We start from the raw sequence: 26,031 nt of genomic DNA on the forward strand, positions 1-26,031 counted from the left end.
AAGTTTTTTTACTTTAGCTTGTATGAAAGATTTGACGTTAAATCATCAAAATGCATAAGGGGTCCTACAGGTCCGACAGCAGTTAGTGTTGGAGTGGCATTTGTAAAAAGACGATGTGCTAAATCAGTTAATCTTGTAGGAGTGATAAGATTGAGGCGCTCAATTGTTTCTGACATTGGGATTGGTCGACCGTAAAGAAGTATTTGGCGAGCAATGAGATGTGCTTGGCTAGAGGGATTTTCTTGTGACATTATTAGATTAGCACGATATTGTGTTTGTGCTCGTTGAAGTTCATTGATATGAATATTTTTGCTGATCTTGGAAAGTTCATCAAGAATCACAGGAAGAAGCTCTTTGAGCCCTTCTTGTCCAGTGGCTGCATGAACACCAAAAAGCCCAGTATCTGAAAATCCCCAATGAAAAGCATAAATAGAATAGCATAATCCACGTTTCTCTCTTATTTCTTGAAAAAGACGTGAAGACATACCACCACCAAGAATAATTGAAAGAATTTGGGCCGCATAAAAATCACGTGCGTGATAAGCGCGCCCTTCAAACCCTAGAACAACTTGTGTATCCATTAAATCGCGATATTCACGAAAATCTCCGCCGACATAATTTGCAAGATTAGTAAGAGGTGCGGCTGCATGGGAGCGAAAAGCACCAAGACGACTTTCAATTTCTTGCAGAAAACTTTCGTGCTTTACGGCTCCTGCTGCAACGACAATCATACGATCTGCACTATATTGTTTATTAATGAAATCATGGAGATCAGCAGATGTAAATGATTGAATAGTTTCAGCTGTTCCTAAAATAGAGCGGCCAAGGGATTGATGACGAAAGGCTGTTTCTGTAAAGTAATCAAAAACAATATCATCAGGTGTGTCATGGGCGGCGCCAATTTCTTGAAAAATTACTTGTTTTTCTCGTTCGAGTTCATCTTCGTCAAATTTTGAATACATTAAAATATCGGCTAAAATGTCGATAGCAAGCGGGATATCATTTTTAAGGACACGTGCAAAGTAAGCTGTTGTTTCGATACTGGTTGTAGCATTGATTTCACCGCCAACATTTTCAATATCGCTTGCAATTTGAAAAGCGGTACGGTTTTCTGTACCTTTAAAAGCCATATGCTCAAGCAGATGGGCAATACCATGCTGTGTGGAGGTTTCATTGCGTGAACCCACTTTAACCCATATTCCGAGCGCGACACTATCAATCTGTTGCATTGTATGCGTAGCGATAGTCAAACCATTACTAAGGCGACAGATATCTACATCCATGTATTTACAACTCCATTAAAAAAGCTCAATACCTCATTGTTAAGGGCATTAGAATATTCTTGATTTAAATTAATGCAGCTAACTTTAATAAGATGCACGCGATTTTAAAGAAATGTAATCTTTTACTATTTCTTCATTATTAGCAAGATCTATGAAGTGTTCTTCATCTTCCATTATATTATTGAGATGAGATGGCCATGGGGTATGAAGTTCACAAGCACTTTTGAAAGTATCAGGAAATTTAGCAGGATGAGCCGTAGCAAGGATGATCATTGGAATATGCGGTTTTTTGTTTTCACGCGCTACTTTAAGGGCAACAGCTGTATGTGGATCTGCAAGATAGCCACTTTCTTTATAGACCCTATTAAGAGTTTGTGCTGTTTCATCTATGTTGCTTTTCCCAGCGGAAAATAGGGAACGAATATTTTTGAGTTGCTTTTCATCAAGAGTAAAGGAACCAGTTTTTTTCAAGCTTTCCATTGCATTGCGAATCCACATTGGATCACGATTGCTACTTTCAAAGAGTAAACGTTCAAAATTAGAAGAAACTTGAATATCCATAGAGGGTGATGTTGTATGAACTATTGGTTGTATTTTGTAAATACCGCTGGCCAATGTACGTTCAAGGATGTCATTATCATTGGTTGCAATGACTAGTTGAGCAATAGGTAATCCCATACGAGCTGCGACATACCCTGCAAAGATATCACCGAAATTTCCGGTTGGAACAGTAAAGGAAACAGCTCTATCAGGAGCACCTAAGGAAAGTGCGGATGAAAAATAGTAAACAATTTGCGCCATGATACGAGCCCAATTTATAGAATTAACACCTGAAAGCGCTCTTTTTTCACGAAAATTATGATCATTAAACATTGCTTTGACAAGAGCTTGGCAATCATCAAAATTTCCTTCAATAGCAATGGCATGAACATTTGTATTTTGATTGGTTGTCATTTGCCGTTGTTGAATAGGGGAGACACGTCCTTTAGGAAATAAAATAAAAATATCTGCATGTTCTTTTCCAGCAAAAGCTTGTATTGCAGCCCCCCCTGTATCACCTGATGTTGCAGCAATAATCGTTGCACGCCTATTTTTTTTAGTCAAAATATAATCCATCAATTGAGAAAGAAACTGCATTGCAACATCTTTAAAAGCTAAAGTAGGTCCGTGAAAGAGTTCAAGGATGAATTCATTTGCTTCAGTTTGTCGTAATGGACAGATCGCTGGATGATGAAAGGTTGTATAAGATTCATCGATCATATTTTCAAAAACTGTATACTCGATCTCATTATTCACAAAGGGCCAAAGAATAGTTTTGGCAATTGTTATATAGGACTGACCACGAAGCGCTCGTAACGCATCAAATGATAGCTGAGGAAATTTATCTGGAAGATAAAGTCCACCATCACTCGCCAACCCTGTCATGACAGTTTCCGTAAAGCTTAAAGCAGGAGATTCACCTCTCGTGCTGATATATTTCATAAGTTTTATCCTTTTTTTATTTCTGGCAAATTGATGAAGTTATTCATTTCACGTTTTTCATAATATTTAAATTACTAAATGGATAGGAGTATATTTTCTTTTTTTGACATAATTAATGAAAGAAAATAGACTTAAGCATTTTCATTTTTTTAGATATAACCATAAAATATTCACAGAAAATGTCTCTATCGCTTTATTCATTAAATTTTACAGTGTGTTTTCACTTATGTACATTCCTGAATAACAAAATCAAATATATGAAATATTATTTATTGAAGAATTCTTTTGTAAAACTCAATTGTTTACGATCGCTTTATGCTTTTACACTTTATTAATAATTAAATCTGCTAAAATATATGTTGAGCTGAGACATCTTAAGATTCACATTGGAAAATTTATAAAGTAATTTTCATGTATAAATATATATTTTAAATAATATTTGTTTAGTCTAATTTATTATTTTTTATAATTTATAAAATTTAAATTATTAAAATATTACTTTATTTTATATTAATTTTAATAATATTATAGATAAGAAAATTTGTTAAAATTTTTATGGAGTTAATATATAAAAGCTATTTTTATTATTGAGTGTATAAAAAACATACAATTTGTGATGTGTTTATGTGAAGATTTTCAACAATTAAACTATGAAGGAAAGTACTAAAATTTTATTCGCTATAGTAGTTAGCGCAGCTAGTCACTACTAAGATAGTGCGTACTTTCTCTGCTATTAAAGCTGGAGTAAGGATATTGCGTATCACTGTTTAGAGAAATTTCTGAAATGGGCAGTCAGCTTAATTTGGGGGGAATATAACGCCATGAAGGTGCAAACCAGTTCCTATATTTCCTATCATTTTTTAATTCAGCTTTACGACTTTCAAAAGCATCCACGGCAATGTATTTTAAATAATGGAGATTGCTTATTGCCTCACGTTTTTGTTTATCGCGTTCTTTAATGTGGGTACGCCCCTCATGCAAAACAGAACGCCATTGATTCGCTAATTCATGGGTTAAGGCACCTAAGCCCATTTCACGGGAGTACCCGTGAATGGTATAACGATAAAGCCATTGAACACCACTATTTTTATGCTTATGAAGAGGCAAGCCGGTACCATCATTATATTTGCCAGCTCTTAGGTATTGCAACAGCCCTTGCATTAAAACGGTTCGTAAGAGCCATTTTTAGTTCTTGCTTATACAATTTGATCCACATGCTCATCCTGCTTGTGATGTGCAATTGAGTGGTTTTGATTGATTAAAGATAAGCAGATTTGAAATGAGAGAATCTTATTGTATTTGGAACTCTCATTTAATATGAATAACGCTATATTGGCGTTATAAATCAATGTATTGTACTATAATCAATACACATATTACCATACAATTTCACTATGATGTGTAATTTCTTTGATTAGATGAAGGAGGCATAGCAATTTTCACATCTTATCGAGCAAGACGTTATTCCTTATTTGACAAGTCTTCAAGATGGGTTGCTGAGGTTGGGAGAAGGATATTGGATTTGAGATAGATAAGTAGGAGTTAACTTCTATGCATTCGCATTCCTAATTTTTACTTCTTTTAAAGCACATGCAATCGTTAGTTGACTTATCCATGCTCCACCAAATGCCATATTTTCTCCTTCACATTAAGATACCATTCATTCGTGTCGTGAAGCATGCATATTGTAAAAGAGGAAGAGTTAGAAGAAGAGGACATTTTGGTAAAAATATCTCTTACGAAAGTTTATAAAGCGATATATTCAAGAGATTTTTTTATAAGTCTCGCCATACTGCCATTGCTTCTAAGACTTCTCCTAAATGAGCATGTTTTGCGATAACTGTTTCTGCACCAGCTTCTGCAAGTACATTAGAGTGGCCAAGATAGCTATGTGATCCTCCCGTAAAGCCGATGACACGCATGCCTGCTGTTATGGCGGCATGTACACCATGAAGTGAATCTTCTATAACGATAGCGTTTTGAGGCTCTACTTGTAATTGTTTTGCAGCAAAAAGGAAAACATCAGGAGCAGGTTTCGTTTTTTTTGTTCCAATTTCAGGAGCAGAAAATATTTTATCTTTAAAGAGGTCATAGAGATCAACAGTGGTGAGCATCTCTTTTATATCTGCGCTCTTTGCATTAGAACAGATACAGTAGGGATAGCGTGTTTGAATGGTTTCTACAGCTTCTCTTACATCATCAATAGCCCGTAATTCAGTTTGTATTTGTGTACGAAAAATATTTGACATTTGATCTATGAGATGAGCAGAAATTGGTTTTTCTGTTTCCTGTTCAACTTGTTTAAGAATATCGCGAAAGATAAGTCCTGAAAAACGCTCACTCAATTTTTCAGGTGATATTTCATATCCTGTTTGTTTGAGCAATTGAGATCCAATTTTTGCTGCAAGATATTCAGAGTCGACTAGAACACCATCACAATCAAAAATAATAAGATCTATCTGAGGCATAAGATATTCCTTTACATGTTACTATATGAACAACTTTCATGAAAACAACATTAAGAGGATCTTGTTTCATAAAAATATGCTTTGAAAATGATTCTTAATTCTTTTACGAAATAAAAGATATGGGAACAGTACATTGAAAAAAAGAAAAATAAGAATTCATTCATGTGAAAGTTTTTTTACTTTAAAAAAACAAAGATCAATTTTGGGGAACTTTAACGATACGTTTACTCTATTTTGTAAATATGGATTGGTAATGCGGGCCTATAAACTATTTTGGTTGATTATAGGGCAAATTCAATTCATTTCGTTGGGTTTTTCATGACAGTTATTCAGCTTCAAAAAGATTTCGTTCGTACTCCCTCTCAGATGCCATGGCGCAATAAAATTTTTAAAGGAGATTGTGTTTCCGTTCTAGAAAAACTCCCAAAACATTCTGTTGATATGATTTTTGCGGATCCACCCTATAATTTGCAATTGGATGGTGCCTTATACCGCCCAGATCATTCACTTGTTGATGCTGTTGATGATGCATGGGATCAGTTTGAGAGTTTTGCTGCTTATGATGCATTTACTCGTGCGTGGTTGCTTGCTTGCCGTCGTGTGTTAAAACCCAACGGGACGCTTTGGGTTATCGGATCTTACCATAATATTTTTCGGGTTGGTACGGCATTACAAGATTTGGGTTTTTGGATACTTAATGATATTATTTGGCGTAAAAATAATCCAATGCCTAATTTCCGAGGGCGTCGTTTTCAAAATGCTCATGAGACACTTATTTGGGCTGTGCGCGATCAAAAAGATAAAAAGTATACATTTAACTATGATGCCTTAAAAGCGGCAAATGAAGATCTGCAAATGCGTTCCGATTGGCTTTTTCCTCTCTGCACAGGGGCTGAACGTTTAAAAGATGATTCAGGACGTAAATTACATCCAACACAAAAACCGCAAGCCTTATTAGCGCGTATTATTATGGCTTCTAGTAAACCTGGTGATGTTATTCTTGATCCGTTTTTTGGTTCGGGAACAACAGGGGCTGTTGCCAAGCTTTTAGGGCGTGATTTTGTTGGCATTGAACGCGAGCAAGATTACATTGATGCGGCATGTGAGAGAATTGCGGCAGTTAAACCTTTAGAACAACCAGAATTGGCGATTTTGGATAGAAAAAAAGCAGAACCACGTGTAGCATTCAACAGTTTGCTTGAAGCAGGTTTACTCTATCCTGGGGAAGTTCTTTATGATCGGAAGAAGCAATTATCTGCTATTGTAAGAGCTGATGGTACGATCATGCATGGTGGTGAAGCGGGCTCAATTCACGCAATGGGAAGAAAAGCACAAGATTCGCAAAGTTGTAACGGTTGGACTTTTTGGTATTATGAAGAAAATGGACGGTTAAAGTCCATAGATCATTTAAGAATGATCATACGTTCACAAATGTTAAAAACTGGTGTTTTATAAACTAAGCTGATTGCTTTATTTTATTGATCACCACTGTACCTAATCCTAATTAAGATGGATATGAGGGAATTTGAAAACTTCATTTATCTGTATACTAATCTGCTTGTAAATGGAAAGAAAATATTTTTGTACTTTTATCTAGAAATTAAAATGAGATTGTATAGGAAATTAAAATGAAAAATTTTCACTCTATGCTCTTTTAAGTTACAAAACAGTAAATTATTAATCAATATATTTTTATGATAATAAAAAAAATTCATTCAGAAGTTAAAAATCAAGAGTTTTTTTTGAGAGAGAGCATATACCTATCTGAGTGAAAAAGGGACAGATTCTGAAGTTTAAATCTAAGCTTTTCTATTCCTTTTTAATTGTTAATCTGTAGAAAAGATTAGTCATTTTACTTTTTAAAATTTTTCTTTTAAAGATTAAGAACTGATTGCTAGGAATACAAGGGACTCTGTTAGCAAATATTTTTACGAATAGGGAAGATTATTTAAGTTTGAAAGAATTGGGAAGAGCTATGGAAATGGCTTTTTTCATAACAGTAGGTAGCGCTTCTTCGGCTAGATGTTGAATGTTGCACCACCAACCATTTTCACAATTCATTTCATGAACATCTTCCGTATAGTAAACATCGAGTTTTAGAAAAAAGTGAGTGAAAACATGCGTAATTTGCCCTTTAAATTGCCAATTGGCAGTAAAAGGTGCATTTTGGAGTCCATTTTCATTATTTATGCCAATATTGTTGGGAATTTGAGTCATTCCACCAAGGAGTTTTTGCGTCTGTCGTTTTTCCAAATAAATTTGTTTATTTTTATTAAGGACCACAAAAGCAATACCTGTTTTTGAAGGACGTTCTTTTTTAGGGGCTTTAACTGGAAAAGATTCCGTTTTTTGCATTTTTGCTGCTTTGCATAAACTTTGAAGAGGGCAGATATAACAAGATGGTTTGCGTGGAGTACAAATTGCTGCTCCCAAATCCATCATTGCTTGAGCAAAGTCACCAGGACGATTTAAAGCAGTAATTTTTTGTGTTTTTTCTTTAATTTCAGCTTTTGCTTTTGGTAATATTGAAGTGATTGCAAAAAGGCGCGTTACCACACGTTCGACATTACCATCAACCACTGCTACAGGATGGTTAAAAGCAATTGCGGCAATGGCCGCGGCAGTATAATCTCCAATGCCGGCTAGAGTTCGCAGCGCTTTTACAGATTGTGGGAATTGTCCTGCATAGTTTTCAACAAGCTGTCTCGCACATTTTTTAAGATTACGTGCGCGTGAATAATAACCAAGTCCAGCCCATTCTTTCATAACATCATCTTGTGAGGCCATTGCTAAAGAAGAAAGATTAGGCCAAAGTTTCAGAAATTTTTTAAAATAGGGCTTAACCGTTTCAACAGTTGTTTGTTGAAGCATGATTTCAGAAAGCCAAACTTGATAAGGATCAGGACGAATACCATGTTTTTGCTCTTCGGGGGTAGTCCGCCAAGGGAGAATTCTGTGATTTTGATCGTACCAAGAAAGAAGGTGCGAAGAAATTTCATACATGATTGTTTTCAAGCATAGGGAGATATAAAATGCAAAAGAAAAAAATATTTATTTTGTAATTAATGTTTTTTGCTTTTTTATTGTTGAAACTCTTGTGAAGAGAGGATTTCTATTTTGTTGATATTTTATAAATTAGGAAGACAATAATTTTTGATAAAACAAATGATTGTAATTTATTAAACGGTTGAACAATGATCTAAAAATGAGAAAACAACTAAAAAAACATTCTTTTTATTCTCTTTCTGAAACGGTATTCAAAATACTTGATCCAGTTTTACGCAAACGGACAGGGCTCAATGTAGAACTTATAGAGCATTGGTCACAAATTGCGGGCAATGATATCAGTGAACATACAATGCCGTTTAAAATTATTTGGAAACGTCGTGCAGATCAAGATGAAGTTTTTCAGCCAGCAACACTTGTTGTAGCATGCGAAGGATTTGCTGCGTTAAAATTAATGCATGAAACAGAGGAATTGCTGCATAGAATTAATGGATTTTTTGGCTATATTGCTATTGGTCGCATCAAGATTGAGCAAAGGAGTATATCGGTGTTTATAAATCATTTGCCTAAAAAGCTAGATTTGAGTGAACAAGACAAAAAATGCGTGGAAAAAATGCTTGAAGGAATTGAAGATAAAAGCTTACGCCAATCACTTTATAAACTTGGCTGTTGCATTTTTTCGGAAAAAAATAATAAATAGCAAGATATTTTCTATATTTTTCTTTAATATATGAGAAAGCATTGGATTCCTATTCGTTTAATAACAACAGAAAAGTATTATTTATGGTAAAATTTCGTTCTTTTTTATCTTTCGGGATAATTTTTCTCTTCATAGTGATTGTACAAAACAGTGTAACAGTTGCTTTTGCTCTTGGTACTAAGCCGGTTGCAATGGTTGATATGGCTGAGCTTCTTCAATCGGGTAAGATAAAGGATCGCTTTGAGGGAGAAGCGAATGCACCAGTTGTCATTGTTGAATATGCTTCATTAACATGTGTTCATTGTGCACATTTTTATAATGATATACTCCCTCAAATTCGTAAAAAATATATTAAAACAGGGAAAGTGAAACTGATTTTTCGTGATTATGCTTTTGATCCTCGGGCAACAGCAGGTTTTATGTTAGCGCGGTGTGCTCCAGAAGATCGCTATTTTCCTTTGATAGAGGTTTTATTTCAAAAGCAAAATGAGTGGGTTTGGGGAAAAGATGTTCTGACACCATTGAAAAAAATTAGTTTAATGGCGGGTTTTACAGATGAAAGTTTTACTGCGTGTTTGAAAAATCAGACCATTTTAGATGAAGTGAATGCATCTTTTGAGCGTGGTAAAGAGCTTGGTGTTACAGCAACACCTACTTTTTTTATCAATGGTCGTAAATATGAAGGTGTCATGAAAGTAGAAGACTTTTTTTCGGTGATTGATGGTTTTCTTAAAAACTGAATCTTAATCTTCTAGAAGATGGATAGTGCTCCTTGTGATCATTATCTCTTTTGGGAAGATTGGTATTATGCATTTATGAAGCAATATTTTTTGTTTAGCCGATTTTGAATTAAATCATTGCGTTCAGTAAGTTCAGGTTGAATGACGTTTTGATGCTGATATGGGAGGATGTGGACAATGAAAAAGTGGGTTTATAGTTTTGGAGATGGGAAAGCAGAAGGAAGTGCAGGCGAGCGTAATCTTCTCGGAGGTAAAGGTGCTAATTTAGCAGAAATGAGTCATCTTGGTTTGCCTGTACCTCCTGGATTTACTCTGACAACAGAAGTTTGTAATTTTTATTATGCACATGACAAATCATATCCAGAAGAGCTACAGGAATCTGTTAAGCAAGCACTAAGACGCGTTGGTGAACAAACAGGACGTGAATTTGGGAATGAGCAAAGGCCACTTTTACTTTCTGTTCGTTCAGGGGCTAGGGCTTCTATGCCAGGGATGATGGATACAGTGCTTAACCTTGGCATGAATGATGAAACCGTAAAAGCCATTGCGTTACAAGCTCATAATGAGCGTTTTGCTTATGATAGTTATCGGCGTTTTATCCAAATGTATTCTGATGTTGTTTTGGGATTAGATCATTCGTATTTTGAAGAGATTCTTGATGAGGCAAAAGTACGCAATGGTTACATTATTGATACAGAAATGACAGCGGATGATTGGAAAGATATTATTGCGTCTTATAAAGCATATGTTGAAGAAAAATTAGGAACTCCTTTCCCACAAGATCCTGAACAGCAATTATGGGGGGCGATAGGAGCTGTTTTTTCAAGTTGGATGACAGCCCGTGCGGTTACTTATCGCCGTTTACATAACATTCCTGAAAGTTGGGGAACGGCGGTTAATGTGCAAGCTATGGTTTTCGGCAACATGGGTGAAGATTCAGCAACTGGTGTTGCTTTTACACGCAATCCGTCGACAGGGAAAAAAGAACTTTACGGTGAATTTCTAGTTAATGCGCAAGGGGAAGATGTTGTGGCGGGTATTCGAACGCCTCAAAATATTACAGAAAATGCACGTATTATTTCTGGTTCAAATAAGCCGTCTTTAGAAAAAATCATGCCTGCAGCTTTTTTGAAGTTATGTCAGGTCGCGCAGACACTTGAGCAGCATTATCGGGATATGCAAGATCTCGAATTTACCATTGAAAAAGGGAAATTATGGATGCTGCAGACTCGTTCAGGAAAACGCACGGCTCGTGCGGCTCTCAAGATGGCAATTGAAATGGTTGAAGAGGGGTTAATAAGTCGTGAAGAGGCTGTAATGCGTATTGATGCAAAGTCGCTTGACCAACTTTTACACCCAACACTGGATCCCAAAGCAGAACGTTTGGTTATAGGACGTGGTTTACCGGCTTCTCCTGGAGCCGCAACGGGTGAAATTGTTTTTACTTCAGAAGAGGCAGAAACGGCGTCGGCGGAAGGACGCAAAGTTATTTTGGTCCGTGTAGAAACAAGCCCAGAAGATATTCATGGTATGCATGCTGCTGAAGGAATTTTAACAACGCGTGGCGGCATGACAAGTCACGCTGCTGTTGTTGCGCGAGGGATGGGAAAACCATGTATTTCTGGTGCTGGCAGTGTGCGGATTGATTATAACACAAATACACTGTTTGCTTCAGGAGAAAGCTTTAAAAAAGGCGATGTTATCACGATTGATGGTGGAAGTGGGGAAGTTTTCAAAGGAAAGGTTGCGATGTTGCAGCCTAAGCTTTGCGGAGATTTTGCAAAGTTAATGGCATGGGCTGATGGGATGCGACGTATAAGAGTTCGCGCCAATGCTGAGACGCCATCTGATGCTCGTATGGGGCGTTCTTTTGGGGCTGAAGGTATTGGTCTTTGCCGTACGGAGCATATGTTTTTTTCTGGTGAACGTATCGTTGCCATGCGTGAAATGATCTTAAGTCATGATGAAAGTGGACGTCGCAAGGCGTTAGATAAGCTTTTACCGATGCAGCGTTCAGATTTTAGCGAATTATTTGAAATTATGTGTGGTTTACCTGTTACCATTCGCTTGCTTGATCCGCCACTACATGAATTTTTACCAAAAACCGATGCAGAAATTCTTGATGTTGCGACAGCTATGGGAGTTTCTGCTGAAGTACTTGTTGAACGTGCGCAGCAGTTGTACGAATTTAACCCTATGCTTGGATTACGAGGATGCCGTTTAGCCATTACTTATCCTGAAATCGCTGAAATGCAAGCGCGGGCGATTTTTGAAGCAGCAATAGAAGCTGCCGAAAAATCTGGATCTCCTGTTATACTTGAAATTATGGTGCCCCTTATTGCGCTTAAATCTGAACTCGATTTTGTAAAATCGCGTATTGATCAGATCGCTGAGGAAGTAATGAAAGAAAATGGAAGCACTATTCAATATATGGTTGGGACGATGATTGAGCTTCCAAGAGCTGCACTTCGAGCTGATGAAATTGCTGAAACGGCGGAATTTTTTTCATTTGGAACAAATGATTTGACACAAACCACTTTTGGAATTTCTCGTGATGATGCTGCTCCTTTTTTGGCAACTTATTTACAAAAAGGCCTTTTAGAATTAGATCCTTTCGTATCTATTGATCGTGATGGTGTAGGAGAACTTATTACCATTGCCGCACAGCGTGGACGCTCAAAGCGCGCAAAAATAAAATTGGGAATTTGTGGTGAACATGGAGGTGATCCTGCTTCTATTGCCTTATGTGAAGAAAGTAACTTAGATTATGTTTCATGTTCTCCTTTTCGGGTACCAATTGCCCGCTTAGCCGCAGCCCAAGCTGCAATAGCAAAAAGAATATAATGGGTTAATGTTTTTTGTTGTATATTTTTTCTGAAATAAAATTTTATACACTCTCTTGTTTTTTTCATTAAAGAAAATAAAAGCACTTCTAAAGTGCACTATAAGTTATATAACGCGAGAAAGTTTATTTTTGAGAGATTTATGAGAGAAAAAATAAAGCAAGATAGAACAAAAATGTATTATTAATATACCTTCAGTATTATCAGAACTCTTGATAGTGAACAGTCTACATTGTGCGGTTGATTTATGTATTTGCTTTTTAACAAGGGAGATGAACTTATCATGTAAATTAAAACATTCTAAAGAAATGCATTGTTTTACACATTCTCGTGCTATTTTGAAGAAATGTTTTTCAGCGCAAAACTTATATTATGTCGATATTTGTGCAATAGGATTATGTAAAATTCCTCGTAAGTTTATACCCTTAGAGTTTATAAAATCTAGGGTGCGCTATCATTTTTACACTTATGAAGGAATTTATAATTATACAATATATTGATTTATAATAATAAATTATTTTTCATTTCTTATATTGAATAAGCGCCTCGAATATCATAGGGGGCTCTTACTTTAAATCTATTTATGTGGAATCAATTAAAATCATTCGCTTGCAAGTTACAAGCTGAACAAGTGTTTGAGCGAAATATTCAAAAAAGAACTAAAAGTGCTTCTTATGGAATGTATAAGAAAATTACTTTGATTGATTTAATATAAAAAGGCTTGAGATGAAGGAATATTTTTGTATTCGAGGAGGACGTTAAACAAGTAAATTCTAAATCAAGAGCTTTTTTATAATGTGGATGATTAGCTTCAATTTAATAAACCAATTTCACGCATTTTCATTAAGATTGTGCGATTAATTTTACCTGTTACAGGAAGATCAAACATTTTTTGAAACTGTTTTAAGGCTTCTATCGTCTTTTGGTCTTCTACTCCTGTGGCAGTAACTTCCTCATTACCAAAAATACGTAAAGCCTTTTGCACCTGTATAATATCTTTAACAGAAGGATTGAAAATAGCTTCTTTTGAGTGTGTTATATTTCTTTTTGTTTTATTTGCTATTTCTATTTCGCTCTGCTTAATTAATATCGCAATTTCATCTGTTGTGGAATTGGGTACAACATTGTTTTGCATTTTCTGAGCAGCCTGTTGTTTCCATAAAGCGATAGCACGGCGTGTTTTAGGTCCTTCCAGGCCATCTAAAGGTCCATCATAAAATCCTAATTTTGCCAGTTCTTTTTGTTTTTCCAGCATGCTTTCTGTTTGAGAGGGAAAAGATAAATTTTTGTGATGATGATTTAGAGAAGATCGCGAAGTTGCGCGTGAAAGTTCTTGTGATTTTTCTTCTTTTTCGGATAATGCAGAGCTCTTTTCTATATTTTGAGCAGAAGAAAATTCCATTTGTGTAAAAATATCTTGATGTGTTGTCATTTGCGAAAATAAAGCATTAAATGAAACAAATAAAAAACTAATGCTAAAAAGAAGAGAGCCAACAAAAAATAAAGTATTTTTTCGTGTATAGAAATAAAGAGTTTTTACTATCCAAAAAATAAAATGAAAAATTGTAAGAAGAAGTATGATAACAATACTACTACAGTATTTACGATGTTTTGCAGTTTTTTTTCGGGACGTCTTTCGTTTTGTTGTCATTATCTTTATTGTCTAGTTGGGGTTACTTTTCATAAAGAAACGAATGTAAATTAGTTCTTACTTTTATCGAGAGAGAAATGCATTTACATTATTACTTTTTCCTTTCAAATTCTTAGAAAAACAGATTTATTATATCAATTCATAAGTTGATAAATCAACAAAAGCTCTTATAAATTTTTATCAAGCTCAGAGTTTACAAATCTTTAATATGTATAAAGAAAGCATTAAATGATTAATGTTCAAGACCATTTTAGTGTTTGCAAACTGCATTATCGCATATGAACATCTAACCAATAATACCACGTTGTTTTTCATTTTTGGCGCATATGTTTGTCTATTATTTGAAATAAATCTAAAAATATCTTTCTATAGCACTAACTATAATACTAGAACGATGACAGTTAGTGTATATTGTTTATAATTTGCATATATAGGATTACTTTTCTGTAAATGATTTGGTTATAATAATTGTCTCTTAAGGTTATTATATTTTAGCATAAATACCTTTTAACTGTATTTCATAATTATCAATTAAATTGATGTTTATAATGTAGTAGAAAAAAGCTTGCCTTGGGGTGGAATTATAGGGATGCCTCTACTTTTTTAATATTTTTATCTATGGTTGATCATTTTTATGACATACCAGTAAAAATTTCATAGACAAGAGAATTAAAATAACAGAATATGATTGTATTTGGCCTTTTCAGCTAAGACTAGAATGATGAGTTATTATTTAAAATAAATACGTACACAATGTGGAAAAGAAATTGAATTGTATACTGAATCCTTATCCTATAGCGGTACTTTCTTTTGGAATAGAAAGCTGCAAATGCGCGTTATGCACCTCTTAGCTCTTACGCATTTTCATAATTATGTTTTTTATTTTTTTATTATAGTGTGTCCATTATATATGAGTATGTAAGTGTGTAATTTTTTACTAAATAGACAATATATTCCATTTATATACAGCTGCGTTGTGATCATACTGATAAAATAGCCAGTGATATAGGTTAGATAAATGAATATTAAGTTTTATAAAAAGCTCATTTTATAAATTTTTTATAAAGAAGCAGTGTATAAAATATCCGTTTTATTGTATTTACCACTGCAACAGATTGATTGCCTATGATGCGTTTTTTGATCAAATTATCATTTTTTTTGTTTTTTATTTTTGTCGTTATTTCATTTTTTGTAGAAAATCCAAGCCATAACCATTCTTCTGGCTCCCCAAATAATGAAACAACAACAAGTGATGTGATTATTGCTTTTAAGGAAGCTTTAAATGATTTAGAAACGTTTTGTGACCGTAATATAGAAACCTGCAAAGTGGGAAAGTCTTTTTTTAGTTTACTTGGAGAACGTGCATATTACGGTGCAAAAGCTGCTTATGAATATTTGGGGAACGTATTAGGTAACAAAAATAATACAAAAACTTCCTTTAATATTTTTCGTAAAATGAAAATACAAGAGTTCTTACCAAATCATACAATATTATCTTGAAATAAGAATTTTTAACGTTCCTCATGTCATTTATGTTAGGAAAAATAAATATTTATTTGTCAATCAGTATATTTAACATGATTATTAAAGCGAAACAGGAATAAGATGATGGTGGAAACGATTGATAATATTATAGAAAACTTCTCGCTTTTAGATAATTGGGAAGATCGTTATCGTTATGTAATTGAGCTTGGTCATGAATTGCCGCCTTTTCCGGAAAACGCTCGAAATGATGCTCACAAAGTTCGTGGCTGTGTTAGCCAAGTATGGCTTTTATCTTCACGTAATGATTCAGAAGATCCAATATTAACGTTTCAAGGTGATTCAGATGCTCATATTGTGCGTGGACTCATTTATATTCTCTTTGCTTTTTATTCAGGTAAAAAAGCTTCTGAAATTCGTAATTCTGACGCTCAAGATCTCTTTGAAAAACTTGGTTTAAATGAAAATCTTACACCACAACGATCAAACGGTTTGAAGTCAATGATTAAACGAATTCATAACGAAAGCTACCTATAATTCCTCTTTAGAAAGGGGATACATACAAAAGACTCACAGAAAACATCTTTACTAAAAGTTAGTTTTTTACACATGAAACCATTTTTTCGCAAAATACGATTACTTATTTTTTTTCCGTTTACTTTTACGTCCAAGACCCATTTCTTTGGCTAAAGCTGATCGTGTTTTTGCATAATTAGGCGCTACCATAGGATAAGAACTATCTAACTGCCATTTTTCACGATATTCCTCTGGCAACATTCCATAGTGTGTCATGAGATGGCGCTTTAAAGATTTAAATTTCTTTCCATCCTCAAGACAAATGAGATAATCAGGAAATACTGAACGCTTTGGATTAACGGCAGGCCTTTGTTTTTCACCTTCAACCTCTGTTAACTCTAGATTTCCCGCTCTACGAAAAGCAGCATGGACATCAGCAATCAAACTTGGCACTTCAGTCGGTCGAATAGAATTATTACTCACGTAGGCAGCAACAATATCAGCAACCAATGTAATAACTAAATTGCTTTCAGTCTCTAAGACTGGACGATGTTCCATTCTTGTTTCCTTTAATTTAAAATCGAGATACTGTGCATATACTCATGATATAAAGATTTCATGCACGTGATTTTCATATTGTACAAAAATATTTTTTGTCAATTCAATTATTATATAAAATTACCGAAACACAAAAAAATCAAATAAATACCTCTTTTTTGTCATAATATATAATAAACAAAATGAAATTCTTACATATTAAAAGATTGGTTTATTCTATAAAATATCATGCATAATATAAAATATATCATAAATCTAAAAAATATATGGTAAAGTTTATTATTTTTTATAGTATAAAAATCATTATCATATATGTTATATTACAATGTATCATACTTATGATATACAACTCTTCATTAAAATGACCATAGAGTATTTTTTTATGTTTCATGATGTAATTAAAGAACTTTTATATAGAGTTATTTCTTTCTATAAAAGAATATATTTATAATATTGAAAAAACAATTATTCTTCTAATAACTCTAATTATCTCATCCATCACTTTTTATTATATTAAAGTGCTATTATGTTCCTAGAAAACAATATCTATGATCTATAATGAATAAAAGAACATTAATGCGAAAATTATCTTAGCATTATTTTTGCAAGTGAGTAAAATTCACAGATTTTTATACTTGCATCAATAATTATGATTCTAACGTATAAACGAAGCTATTAACATATTTTAATATAGGATTGTGTATGATTTGCACTTTTACGACTCCTCCCAAAGCATCTAGAATCACCCATAAGGAAACATACCATGGTATTTTTCGTGATGATTCCTACCACTGGCTACGTGCATCTAACTGGCAAGATGTTTTTAAAAACCCTGATTGTCTTGAATCAAAAATTCGAGATCATCTCGAAAGAGAAAATGCTTATCAAGCGGCTCAAATGGCTGATACAAAGCTATTACAAGATTTGCTTTTTACTGAAATGAAAAATAGGATTCAAGAGAATGATAGTTCCGTTCCTATAAAGAATGGACCTTTTGCTTACGGATTTTCTTATGTTGCCGGAGGGCAACAACCACATTATTTTCGTACGCTAAGGAATGGTGGAAAAAAACATGTTTATCTTAATGGTGATCTTTTAGCTGAAGGTAAAGAGTATTTCAATTTTGGTTCAGTTCAAGAATCTCCTAATCATCGATATGTTGTATGGACCTATGACGATAAAGGATCAGAATTCTATACAGCTAAAATTCGTAATTTAGAAACATTATCTGATTGTATGGATACCATTACTGATACATCTGGACAGATTGTGTGGGATGCTCAATCTGCAGGTTTTTTCTATACAAAAGTGGATGAAAATCACCGACCTTCAGAGCTTTATTATCATCGCTTAAACACTGATCAATTGCAAGATAAGCTTATTTTTCGTGAAGATAATCCAGGTTTTTTCTTAAATGTAAGCTGCTCTAAGCTTCATGATGTCATTTATATTAATATTCATGATCATGAAACATCAGAGGTTTGGTTAATTCCCGCTGAATCGCCTCTTAGTGTTCCTCGATGTGTACGCAAACGGCAAAAAGGTGTTGAATATTCACTTACAGAAGGTGGTGATATCTTTTATATTTTGACCAATTTAGATGATGCAAAGGACTTTAAAATTATGGTTGCACCATATGCGGCTCCGCAATCAGAAAATTGGTCAGAGCTTGTGCCACATCAGCTTGGAAGTTTGATACTAACCCATGATGCGTATCAAGATTTTCTTATCTGGCTTGAACGCTTTGAGGGACTTCCTCGTATAAAAATTATGGAGCGTAGTACGAAACAAATCCATTCTATTGCTTTTGATGAAGAGGCTTATTCTTTAGGTCTGCAAGGTGCAGCAGAATATAACAGTCAGTCCATACGCTTTTCTTATTCATCTATGACAACACCTGATCAAGTATTTGATTATGAGGTGAAAAGACGCAAACGAATACTGTTAAAAACACAAATAATCCCCTCTGGCCATAATAAAGATGCATATATAACGCGCCGTATTATGGCCACAGCAGATGATGGTGAGCAAATTCCCATTTCACTTTTTTATCATAAAACCACTCCTCTCAATGGTAGTGCACCTTGCCTACTTTATGGTTACGGTGCTTATGGTATTTCTATTCCTGCCAGTTTCAATAGCAATGTACTTTCTTTGGTAAATAGAGGTTTTATTTATGCCATTGCTCATATTCGTGGGGGAAAGGAAAAGGGCGTTGAATGGTATGAAAAAGGAAAACATCTTTTTAAATATAACACATTTACCGATTTTATTGCTTGTGGGCGCTATCTTGTAAACAATAAATTCACAGCTCACGATCGGTTGATAGCACATGGTGGTTCGGCAGGAGGAATGTTGATGGGGGTTATTGCCAATATAGCTCCACAAGATTTTTCTGGAATCGTAGCTAATGTGCCTTTCGTTGATGTTTTAACAACGATGTTAGATGCTTCCTTACCTCTAACGCCCCCTGAATGGACTGAATGGGGAAATCCTCTTGAATCACAAGAAGATTATAATCTTATAGCTTCTTATTCTCCTTATGATAACGTCAAAGCACAAAAATACCCCCCTATGCTTGTGATAGCAGGATTAACCGATCCTCGTGTAACTTACTGGGAGCCTGCAAAATGGGTAGCTAAATTGCGTGAATTTAAAACAGATGATAATGCGATTTTATTACGCATTAATATGGATTCAGGACATAGTGGCGCCGCTGGACGTTTTTCAAAGCTAGAAGAAGTTGCTTATATCTACGCATATATTCTAAAGATAACAAAAAAAATGGTTGTTAACCTATAATATCCTTGTTTTAAAGTCCCTATAGTTCATTGGATTATAGGGACTTTCACACCCTAAAAAATATTTAGACAGCTTACAATCCACAATCTTCATAAAGTTTTAAAACATAATCCCAATTAATCAAATGATCTACGAAAGCTTCGAGATATTTCGGACGAGCGTTGCGGTAATCAATGTAATAGGAATGCTCCCACACATCAACACCTAGGATAGCTTGAGCATCATGAACCAAAGGATTTTCACCATTAGACGTTTTCATAATTTCAAGTTTGCCATCTTTAACAACAATCCATGCCCATCCAGAGCCAAATTGGGCACCAGCAGCAGCAATAAAATCAGTACGGAATTTATCATAACCACCTAGATCAGTTTCAATAGCTTTTGCTAATTTTTGAGGTAGTTTTTGACCACCACCATCTTTTTTCATCCAATGCCAAAAATGGTTATGATTGTAATATTGGGCTGCATTATTAAACAAACCAATATTTTTTCCAAAACTTTTTTTTATAATCTCTTCAAGGCTTTCATTTTCCAAGCCTAAATCTTGTACAAAGTTGTTGGTATTAGTAAGATAAGCGAGGTGATGCTTATCATGATGATATTCAAGTGTTTCGCGTGACATATAAGGTGAAAGAGCATCGTAATCATAAGGCAATGCAGCCAATTCAAAAGCCATTTAAAAATCTCCTCGATTCTAATTATTAGAATTCTAATTTGCCACTTGCAGCACTTAAAAGCAAATATTGAATGCTTATTTGTATTAATTAATTTTAATGTTTCTCTTTATTTTAAAAGGAGCTTTTAGGGAATCTATGCTAATCAATCAAAACAGGGTATTAATCTATATAAATATCGTTTCTGGATAATTTTTACAGCTATAAGCAGAAAAAAAATATCATTATCATTTTGAATGAAAAGTAAATGGAGATAGCTATGATTCCTTGTTTTTGTAGCTGAAAATATTTTTTCAAATACGATACAAACTGTTTTTAATTTTTGTAAAACTTTTCTAACCTATTAGTATGATGTGTCATAGTGTTTGCAACAGAATATTAAGCGTTATTTTTTAAGGGACATTTCTCAATAAGCTTGATCTCACTTCATAGTACTATCCATGAATAATATAATGTAAAAGCTTTTGGACATTATCATTTTTATGTTTATAAATAAGTATACGGGCACTATCATACGCTTTACTGGTTTCCAATATTGCAACAGCTTTTGTTTAAAGATGATTTATAAGAGGCGTTTTATTCCTTAGTTTTTGATAGTTTTTTTATCTATACTTCCATTTATGCCATACGAGGGAATGACTTTGATTGGTTCAATATATAAAGGATTTGAAATGAAAAAATCTTAATCAAAGTAGTCTATTCATAAAGAATAGACGAATTATTTTATATTGAGGAATTCAAAAAGAAAAATGCAGTTAAGAAGATAAAAAATCATTAAAATACAAAATTTTCTCTTCTTTTTTAATGGAGAAAGATGAGATGTGCATATATCAAGAAAAGTAAAGCATATGCTAATTTATTAAACACGTGAGTAAACTACAAGATTTTCATTTTATGCTCTTAGAAAATCAATAAAAGAGAAAAATAATTTATGGATAAATGATTTCTCCTATGTTAGATGCGTTATAATAATTCCTTCTACGAACTTGTAGAGATGCAATACCATATAAGACTTAGAAATTTTATGATAAAAAAGTAAGGTCTTTAATTTTCAGATATTGCGTCTAATCGCGGGAATCGCTATAAGGTGCAAAAGTAATTATAAAATGCTTTTTTTGGGGTATAGCCAAGCGGTAAGGCACCGGTTTTTGGTACCGGCACTCCCTGGTTCGAATCCAGGTACCCCAGCCAGCTTTTAGTGAATATTCAATCAGAAATTTGAGAGTAGAATAAAACTCTTAGCTATCTGTAATCATGCAGATCAGATTCGGTAAATCGGAAAGCACTCATGTGGGGCAGAGTGATTCCAAAATATAAAGCTTTCTTTTACTATAACTATAGTCGAAATAGTCATTTTTAAAGTTTTTTCTCTTCATAACAGTGGGGTTTAAATGATTTATATACATTTGCTTTACAACAGCTAATCGGATGAGGACTGTGCTCTGTAGCAACACCAGAGGGTAATTTTTCATATTCCACCGTCTTCGTTGCGTTGGACGGCCTAACAATAACACGCTGATCAGGAAATATATTTCGCTGCATATCGCGTACAATATGAACAGCATGGCCATAGGAAGCTACATAATTAATGAGCCACATGTATTTTCCACCTTGCCAATCAACATTGGATAAAAGTTTCTCCTTTTCAAGCATGAATTGATGATTTTTTTAGCTAAAAGAGCCCATGTGGTGAAGGCATAAAACCCTCAACGCTCATTTTTATCGAGCTTGTACTGCCCAGTTTGTAAAGCTGGTCCTAAGTTTTTTTCAATATACCAGATTCGTCAGCTGCGGTGTAAGGCAGATTGAAGTATTCAAACGACTATAGCTCCTAAAGCTGTAATTGGATTTATGAGAGATGCTGCTGGATTTTCATTCATAGACGTTATCTTTCCTTTAAAGATTGTTCTAAAATTTTGGTGATAGGCTCAAAGAAATAAGAAATGAGGTGCCGTTTTGAAGTATGGTCATACCAGGAATAAATTTAAGCTTTTGGTGATTAAAAGTGATGTGATCTTGGTCGATTTTGATTAAAACGGCATAGGAACCATTAATTTCTTACTCATGGCAAGCTGTTGCTCCTATATTTATAACTGTACCATAGACAACACCGTAACGTTCAGGTGGAAGGACAGAAAATTTTACGTAAGCACGTTGGCCTTTTTCTAAAAAACCAATATCTCGATTATCAAAAAATGCTTCAACAATGAGTCTGCCTGTGCCTGGGACAATACGCATGAGTGTTTTACCTGCTTCTACAAAGCTACCCAAAGTGTGGATACTTAAATCGTCAATGCGTCTATCAATAGGTGCATAAAGTGATAAGTGATTAAGACGATATTGGCTGCTGTCAAGTTTAGCTTTTAAGCCTTGCAGAGAGAGTTCTGCTTCACGAGAAAGCTGCCGATAGTGGGCGATTTCATCGGAAATAAGACTTTGTCTTTGTTGGTGGAGTGCTTCTATTTCAGCATTATTTTCTTCCAAGCGTCTTTTATTGGCTAAAATTTCATGTTCTACATTTTTAAAGTCATGGAGACGTTCTAAATAAAGAGAGTTGCTGATGACTTTTGTTTCCATCAGGCTTTTGGCAGCTTTGAGTTTTTCTTAGCTTAATTGTTGATCATCTTGTAATTTGTCCAATTGCGCATATAGAACAGCACCGCTACGTGCAACACGGTCCGCCTGAGCTTTCAGTGTTTTTACTTTATCTTGTAGCGATTGAAGAGGTGAATGGATGAGTTTTTCCTCATCTATTTTCGCTGCTTTGTTGCTGGAGGAAGAGATTTTCAGATAAGCCAGTCTTTTGGTTACAAAATTTTTATCCAAAGGATCTCGTTCGCTCAGGGCAGCTAAAATAGCAGCGGAAATTTGCGCTTGAAGGTTTTGCAGTGCGATATCTGCTTGGACACGCGCACGCTCATTTAAGGTTTCACGGGGATCTAATTGTATAAGGAGATCACCTTGATGAACGAACTGTCCTTCTTTTACAAGAATTTTTTCAATGCGTCCTGTATTTTGTGCTTGGACGAGTTGAATATAGGAGGTGGGAATAACAGCCCTTTGTCTCCGCGCAACAATCTATGTTTTTGAGATAAAGCTATCAATAACGATAAAGAGAAATAAAGCGATAAAAATAGCCACCACCATATGAAGCATTGGCGATAAAGGGCGAAAATAAGGAGCCTTATCTGCCATTTTTTGCCTCCAGATCAGAGAAATTTAATACGGTTGCATGCTTGGGAAAAAGATTGTGTTTGTGAGTAATAACGAGAACAATACGATCTTGTGAAAGTTTATATAAATATTCAATAATTTGTGCACTAATCGTATCATCCAATGCGGAAGTAGGTTCATCCAAGATAAGAAGTTGTGGTTCGATGAGAAAAAAACAAGCCAATGCTAGGCGTTGTCGTTGACCACCTGATAAAAAGCCTCCTTGTTCACCTACTTGGGTATAAAGCCCTTGAGGTAATTGAGAGATCAAATCATGACAAGCACTCGCATACAGTGCAGCGTCGATTTCATCTTTAGTAGCATCTGGTTTGGCAAGAAGTATATTTTCAAGAATGGTTCCGAAAAAAGGCAAGGATTTTGGGGAAAATATGCGATTGTTTTGCGCACACTACGGATATCAAAATTTTGTAAAGATTGATTGTTAAGCAATATTTTCCCATTTGATGGGAGATAGAGAGCACAGAGAAGCTTGGCAAAGGTTAATTTTCCACAGCCTAAAGGACCGAGTAATATAATAGGCTTACCAGGTTGTAAACAGATATCAAGATGATTGATAATGGCCTTATCTCCATAAGAAAAACAGATGTCTTTAGCTTTAAGATAGGGCTTGGTGGTGAGTTGAAGGAGTGGCTTTTCCTTTTCTGAAGGTGTGTTAAGAATATCACCCAAACGAAGATGAGAGATTTTTTAATGTTGCCATTCTTTCCATAAAGAGGCAAGACTTAAGATAGGACCAGAAACATTGCCAGCAAGAAGATGAAAGGCAATAAGTTGTCCTAGTGTAATCTGGTTTTGCAATACTGCTTGAGCGCCAAAAAAGATAATAAAAATAGTGAAAAGGTCACTAAAAATATGGCTTAAAGCCCCATTTAAGAGATGAAATTTACTGGTTGTGAGGCTTTGATCTAGACTGTGGGCTAAAGTTTCTTGCATACGTATCGTATGCGCTGGTTCTTTTACGTGTGCTTTGATGGCTTCAAGATTGGTAAAACTTTCAATAAAGCGTGATTGATGGACGGCTTGCAGGGTGAAAGTATGGCGTAATTGGCGGCGAAAAGGGACCAACCAATGCTAAAGAGCCCATTTGTAAGGATAAAATGATAAAGACAACAAAGGTAAGTTTCAGACTAATGGAAAAAAGTGCAGCAAGATAAATAATGGCAAAGAGAACATTTAGTATAGTTGTGGCAATAGTTCCTGTTAAAAAACCGCGAGTTATATCAACCTCTCCAATCCTTGTAAACAATTCTCCTATTTGCCAATGACGTAACACAGGCAAAGAGAGACTCAAGAGATGGTTGAAAATGCGCCGTACAAATTCTAATGTAAGCCGATTGGCTAAATAAGCGCTTAGGTAACCCGATAGAGTGCTAAGAGCTGTACCAAACAGCATGATAGCAACCATCAAGACAACGATAGCATAGAGACTTTCGATGTGCTGAAAGGGTAAAATACGATCAATAATCGCTTGAAAAATAAAAGGATTTACCAACCCCAGTAAACGCAAAACAATGGCAACACAACTGAGTTCAACAACATAATAAATATATTTCTTTATTATACGTGTAAACCAAGAGAAATATACTAGTTTTTTGCGGATTAATTTAAATTTATGATTTTGTTTAAGAGAAAGATGGCTTTTTGTCGCATATTTTAACAGTATTGTAAATAGTATTATTTCTTAATTGAAATATACATTGTGTATGATTTCAATATAAACATAATGTATTTATTATTTATAAAGTGTTTTTATTGTTATTTTTAAAAATTATATTTGATAGTTGCCTAAACTGTATGCTAACTATTTTAATTATATCGATATGATACATTTTTTAATAAATAAGGAGGATTTATATGTTTGGTTCATTTGGTTCTAGTTTTTCTAATGGTTGGTCTTATGTTTCTAATACGTGATCAAATATTTCATCAATGAATTTTTCAAGCAGTGGATCACAACTTGGCTGTACTGTTGGAGATTATCTCTCGACAGCACATTCATCGGGATTAGTAGGATTTCATATAGGACAGACTTGTAGGGTAATTATAGGAGGTGCCGCGGGAGCACTCGGAGCAGGCGCGGGTATATGGGCAGGTGCGGGAACTGGTGGCGCAATTGGTTCTGGTCTTGGCTACGGTGTTGGAGGACTTGTAGGGATAGGTTCTCAGTATAATGCATGCTATTAAGTTATAATATTTTAATGTATATTTAAAGCTATATTAATTTATATACATATTTTAATAAATATATCTATAAATGTTTATAGAATATATTTTATTAATAAATTTTTTATAATTATATGTTAATTTAGAAATTTTATGTGTCATGTATATTTTAAATATATTTTCAATTATTTTTTGCAGTTTGTTATTTAAGCATATTTATATCTTTGTTTGAATTGTATTATATCTCTAAGGGCTGTGATGAAAAAAATATTAAAAAAAAATCATTAATAAGAATAATTTTATTTTTCAGCGTGTTCTTTATTTTCTTTTCTTTATTTAAGTTTTATATAAGTTAGTATATATTGTTTAACTAATTTTTATGTATCATAATAATATGTTTTATATTATTTAATTAATTGTAAAATATTA

At 34.4% G+C, this 26,031-nt stretch carries 22 protein-coding genes, 1 tRNA gene and 2 pseudogenes; 9 read left to right on the forward strand and 16 right to left on the reverse strand.

Going from position 1 to position 26,031, the window contains the following annotated elements:
* Window positions 1-8: 8 nt before the first annotated feature.
* From MCY_RS03255 to MCY_RS03270, 4 genes and pseudogenes are all read right to left on the reverse strand, one after another.
* Window positions 9-1,283: a M16 family metallopeptidase gene (locus MCY_RS03255; RefSeq protein WP_007346942.1), complete on the reverse strand. Its 1,275-nt coding sequence runs from the start codon at window positions 1,281-1,283 to the stop codon at window positions 9-11.
* A gap of 84 nt (window positions 1,284-1,367) precedes the next feature.
* Window positions 1,368-2,765: a threonine synthase gene (gene thrC / locus MCY_RS03260; protein ID WP_007346943.1), complete on the reverse strand. Its 1,398-nt coding sequence runs from the start codon at window positions 2,763-2,765 to the stop codon at window positions 1,368-1,370.
* A 795-nt stretch (window positions 2,766-3,560) separates the two neighbouring features.
* A pseudogene (locus tag MCY_RS03265) lies at window positions 3,561-3,948 on the reverse strand (integrase); the annotation flags it as partial.
* 592 nt (window positions 3,949-4,540) lie between these two features.
* Window positions 4,541-5,233, reverse strand: coding sequence for an HAD family hydrolase (locus tag MCY_RS03270; protein WP_007346945.1), 693 nt, complete (start codon window positions 5,231-5,233; stop codon window positions 4,541-4,543).
* A 366-nt stretch (window positions 5,234-5,599) separates the two neighbouring features.
* Between MCY_RS03270 and MCY_RS03275 the strand changes: the two genes are divergently transcribed.
* Window positions 5,600-6,688 carry a site-specific DNA-methyltransferase gene (locus MCY_RS03275; RefSeq protein ID WP_425277832.1) on the forward strand — a complete coding sequence of 363 codons (1,089 nt, stop codon included), beginning with the start codon at window positions 5,600-5,602 and terminating at the stop codon, window positions 6,686-6,688.
* Window positions 6,689-7,177: 489 nt separating this feature from the next.
* Here the strand turns inward: MCY_RS03275 and mutY are convergent, their stop codons facing one another.
* Entirely contained in the window at window positions 7,178-8,236 is a 1,059-nt protein-coding gene (gene mutY / locus MCY_RS03280; protein ID WP_007346947.1) for an A/G-specific adenine glycosylase, read from the reverse strand.
* 202 nt (window positions 8,237-8,438) lie between these two features.
* Between mutY and MCY_RS03285 the strand changes: the two genes are divergently transcribed.
* The 3 genes from MCY_RS03285 to ppdK all read left to right on the forward strand — a co-directional run bounded on the left by MCY_RS03285 (window position 8,439) and on the right by ppdK (window position 12,523).
* Window positions 8,439-8,939: a DUF721 domain-containing protein gene (locus tag MCY_RS03285; RefSeq protein ID WP_007346948.1), complete on the forward strand. Its 501-nt coding sequence runs from the start codon at window positions 8,439-8,441 to the stop codon at window positions 8,937-8,939.
* An 83-nt stretch (window positions 8,940-9,022) separates the two neighbouring features.
* Entirely contained in the window at window positions 9,023-9,679 is a 657-nt protein-coding gene (locus MCY_RS03290; RefSeq protein ID WP_007346949.1) for a DsbA family protein, read from the forward strand.
* 177 nt (window positions 9,680-9,856) lie between these two features.
* Complete coding sequence (gene ppdK, locus MCY_RS03295; protein ID WP_007346950.1) at window positions 9,857-12,523, forward strand: pyruvate, phosphate dikinase; 2,667 nt, start codon at window positions 9,857-9,859, stop codon at window positions 12,521-12,523.
* 810 nt (window positions 12,524-13,333) lie between these two features.
* On the opposite strand, the gene MCY_RS03300 is transcribed toward ppdK, so the two are convergent.
* Window positions 13,334-14,173 carry a peptidoglycan-binding domain-containing protein gene (locus tag MCY_RS03300; protein ID WP_007346951.1) on the reverse strand — a complete coding sequence of 280 codons (840 nt, stop codon included), beginning with the start codon at window positions 14,171-14,173 and terminating at the stop codon, window positions 13,334-13,336.
* 1,125 nt (window positions 14,174-15,298) lie between these two features.
* Between MCY_RS03300 and MCY_RS03305 the strand changes: the two genes are divergently transcribed.
* On the forward strand, window positions 15,299-15,673 hold the full coding sequence (locus MCY_RS03305; protein WP_007346952.1) for a DUF5330 domain-containing protein: 375 nt from the start codon (window positions 15,299-15,301) through the stop codon (window positions 15,671-15,673).
* 108 nt (window positions 15,674-15,781) lie between these two features.
* Window positions 15,782-16,192, forward strand: coding sequence for a SufE family protein (locus MCY_RS03310; protein WP_007346953.1), 411 nt, complete (start codon window positions 15,782-15,784; stop codon window positions 16,190-16,192).
* Window positions 16,193-16,291: 99 nt separating this feature from the next.
* On the opposite strand, the gene MCY_RS03315 is transcribed toward MCY_RS03310, so the two are convergent.
* Window positions 16,292-16,729 carry a Ros/MucR family transcriptional regulator gene (locus tag MCY_RS03315; protein ID WP_007346954.1) on the reverse strand — a complete coding sequence of 146 codons (438 nt, stop codon included), beginning with the start codon at window positions 16,727-16,729 and terminating at the stop codon, window positions 16,292-16,294.
* 702 nt (window positions 16,730-17,431) lie between these two features.
* Here MCY_RS03315 and MCY_RS03320 point away from each other — a divergent pair.
* The gene (locus MCY_RS03320) at window positions 17,432-19,531 is read left to right on the forward strand and encodes a S9 family peptidase (protein WP_007346955.1); all 2,100 of its coding nucleotides are present in this window, start codon (window positions 17,432-17,434) and stop codon (window positions 19,529-19,531) included.
* Window positions 19,532-19,604: 73 nt separating this feature from the next.
* Here the strand turns inward: MCY_RS03320 and MCY_RS03325 are convergent, their stop codons facing one another.
* Window positions 19,605-20,207, reverse strand: a complete 603-nt coding sequence (locus tag MCY_RS03325) for a superoxide dismutase (RefSeq protein ID WP_007346956.1) — start codon at window positions 20,205-20,207, stop codon at window positions 19,605-19,607.
* A gap of 1,114 nt (window positions 20,208-21,321) precedes the next feature.
* On the opposite strand from MCY_RS03325, the gene MCY_RS03330 reads away from it, so the two are divergent.
* Window positions 21,322-21,396: transfer RNA gene (locus MCY_RS03330), tRNA-Gln, on the forward strand.
* A 165-nt stretch (window positions 21,397-21,561) separates the two neighbouring features.
* Here the strand turns inward: MCY_RS03330 and MCY_RS09940 are convergent.
* The 8 genes and pseudogenes from MCY_RS09940 to MCY_RS10185 all read right to left on the reverse strand — a co-directional run bounded on the left by MCY_RS09940 (window position 21,562) and on the right by MCY_RS10185 (window position 24,931).
* Window positions 21,562-21,804, reverse strand: a complete 243-nt coding sequence (locus MCY_RS09940) for a hypothetical protein (protein ID WP_244832537.1) — start codon at window positions 21,802-21,804, stop codon at window positions 21,562-21,564.
* A gap of 459 nt (window positions 21,805-22,263) precedes the next feature.
* The gene (locus MCY_RS09945; protein WP_007346958.1) at window positions 22,264-22,782 is read right to left on the reverse strand and encodes a beta-barrel domain-containing protein; all 519 of its coding nucleotides are present in this window, start codon (window positions 22,780-22,782) and stop codon (window positions 22,264-22,266) included.
* A 27-nt stretch (window positions 22,783-22,809) separates the two neighbouring features.
* Window positions 22,810-23,031, reverse strand: coding sequence for a hypothetical protein (locus tag MCY_RS09950; RefSeq protein WP_019224322.1), 222 nt, complete (start codon window positions 23,029-23,031; stop codon window positions 22,810-22,812).
* Window positions 23,032-23,154: 123 nt separating this feature from the next.
* Window positions 23,155-23,283: pseudogene (locus MCY_RS10225) on the reverse strand (hypothetical protein); the annotation flags it as partial.
* A gap of 106 nt (window positions 23,284-23,389) precedes the next feature.
* A complete protein-coding gene (locus tag MCY_RS03345) occupies window positions 23,390-23,791 on the reverse strand; it encodes an ATP-binding cassette domain-containing protein (RefSeq protein ID WP_007346960.1) in 402 nt (133 codons plus the stop codon).
* Entirely contained in the window at window positions 23,686-24,108 is a 423-nt protein-coding gene (locus tag MCY_RS10175; protein WP_280101293.1) for an ATP-binding cassette domain-containing protein, read from the reverse strand. The genes MCY_RS03345 and MCY_RS10175 overlap by 106 nt, the downstream gene beginning before the upstream one ends.
* 18 nt (window positions 24,109-24,126) lie before the next feature.
* Window positions 24,127-24,504, reverse strand: coding sequence for an ABC transporter transmembrane domain-containing protein (locus MCY_RS10180; protein WP_280101294.1), 378 nt, complete (start codon window positions 24,502-24,504; stop codon window positions 24,127-24,129).
* On the reverse strand, window positions 24,434-24,931 hold the full coding sequence (locus tag MCY_RS10185; protein ID WP_026087999.1) for an ABC transporter transmembrane domain-containing protein: 498 nt from the start codon (window positions 24,929-24,931) through the stop codon (window positions 24,434-24,436). Before MCY_RS10185 ends, MCY_RS10180 begins: the two co-directional genes overlap by 71 nt.
* 437 nt (window positions 24,932-25,368) lie before the next feature.
* Here MCY_RS10185 and MCY_RS03360 point away from each other — a divergent pair, with 437 nt between their 5' ends.
* Window positions 25,369-25,623 (forward strand): hypothetical protein, encoded by a 255-nt coding sequence (locus MCY_RS03360; RefSeq protein WP_007346963.1) that lies wholly within the window; start codon window positions 25,369-25,371, stop codon window positions 25,621-25,623.
* Window positions 25,624-26,031: the final 408 nt, after the last annotated feature.

This window comes from Bartonella rattimassiliensis 15908 (genome assembly GCF_000278215.1).
Classification (GTDB): domain Bacteria; phylum Pseudomonadota; class Alphaproteobacteria; order Rhizobiales; family Rhizobiaceae; genus Bartonella; species Bartonella rattimassiliensis.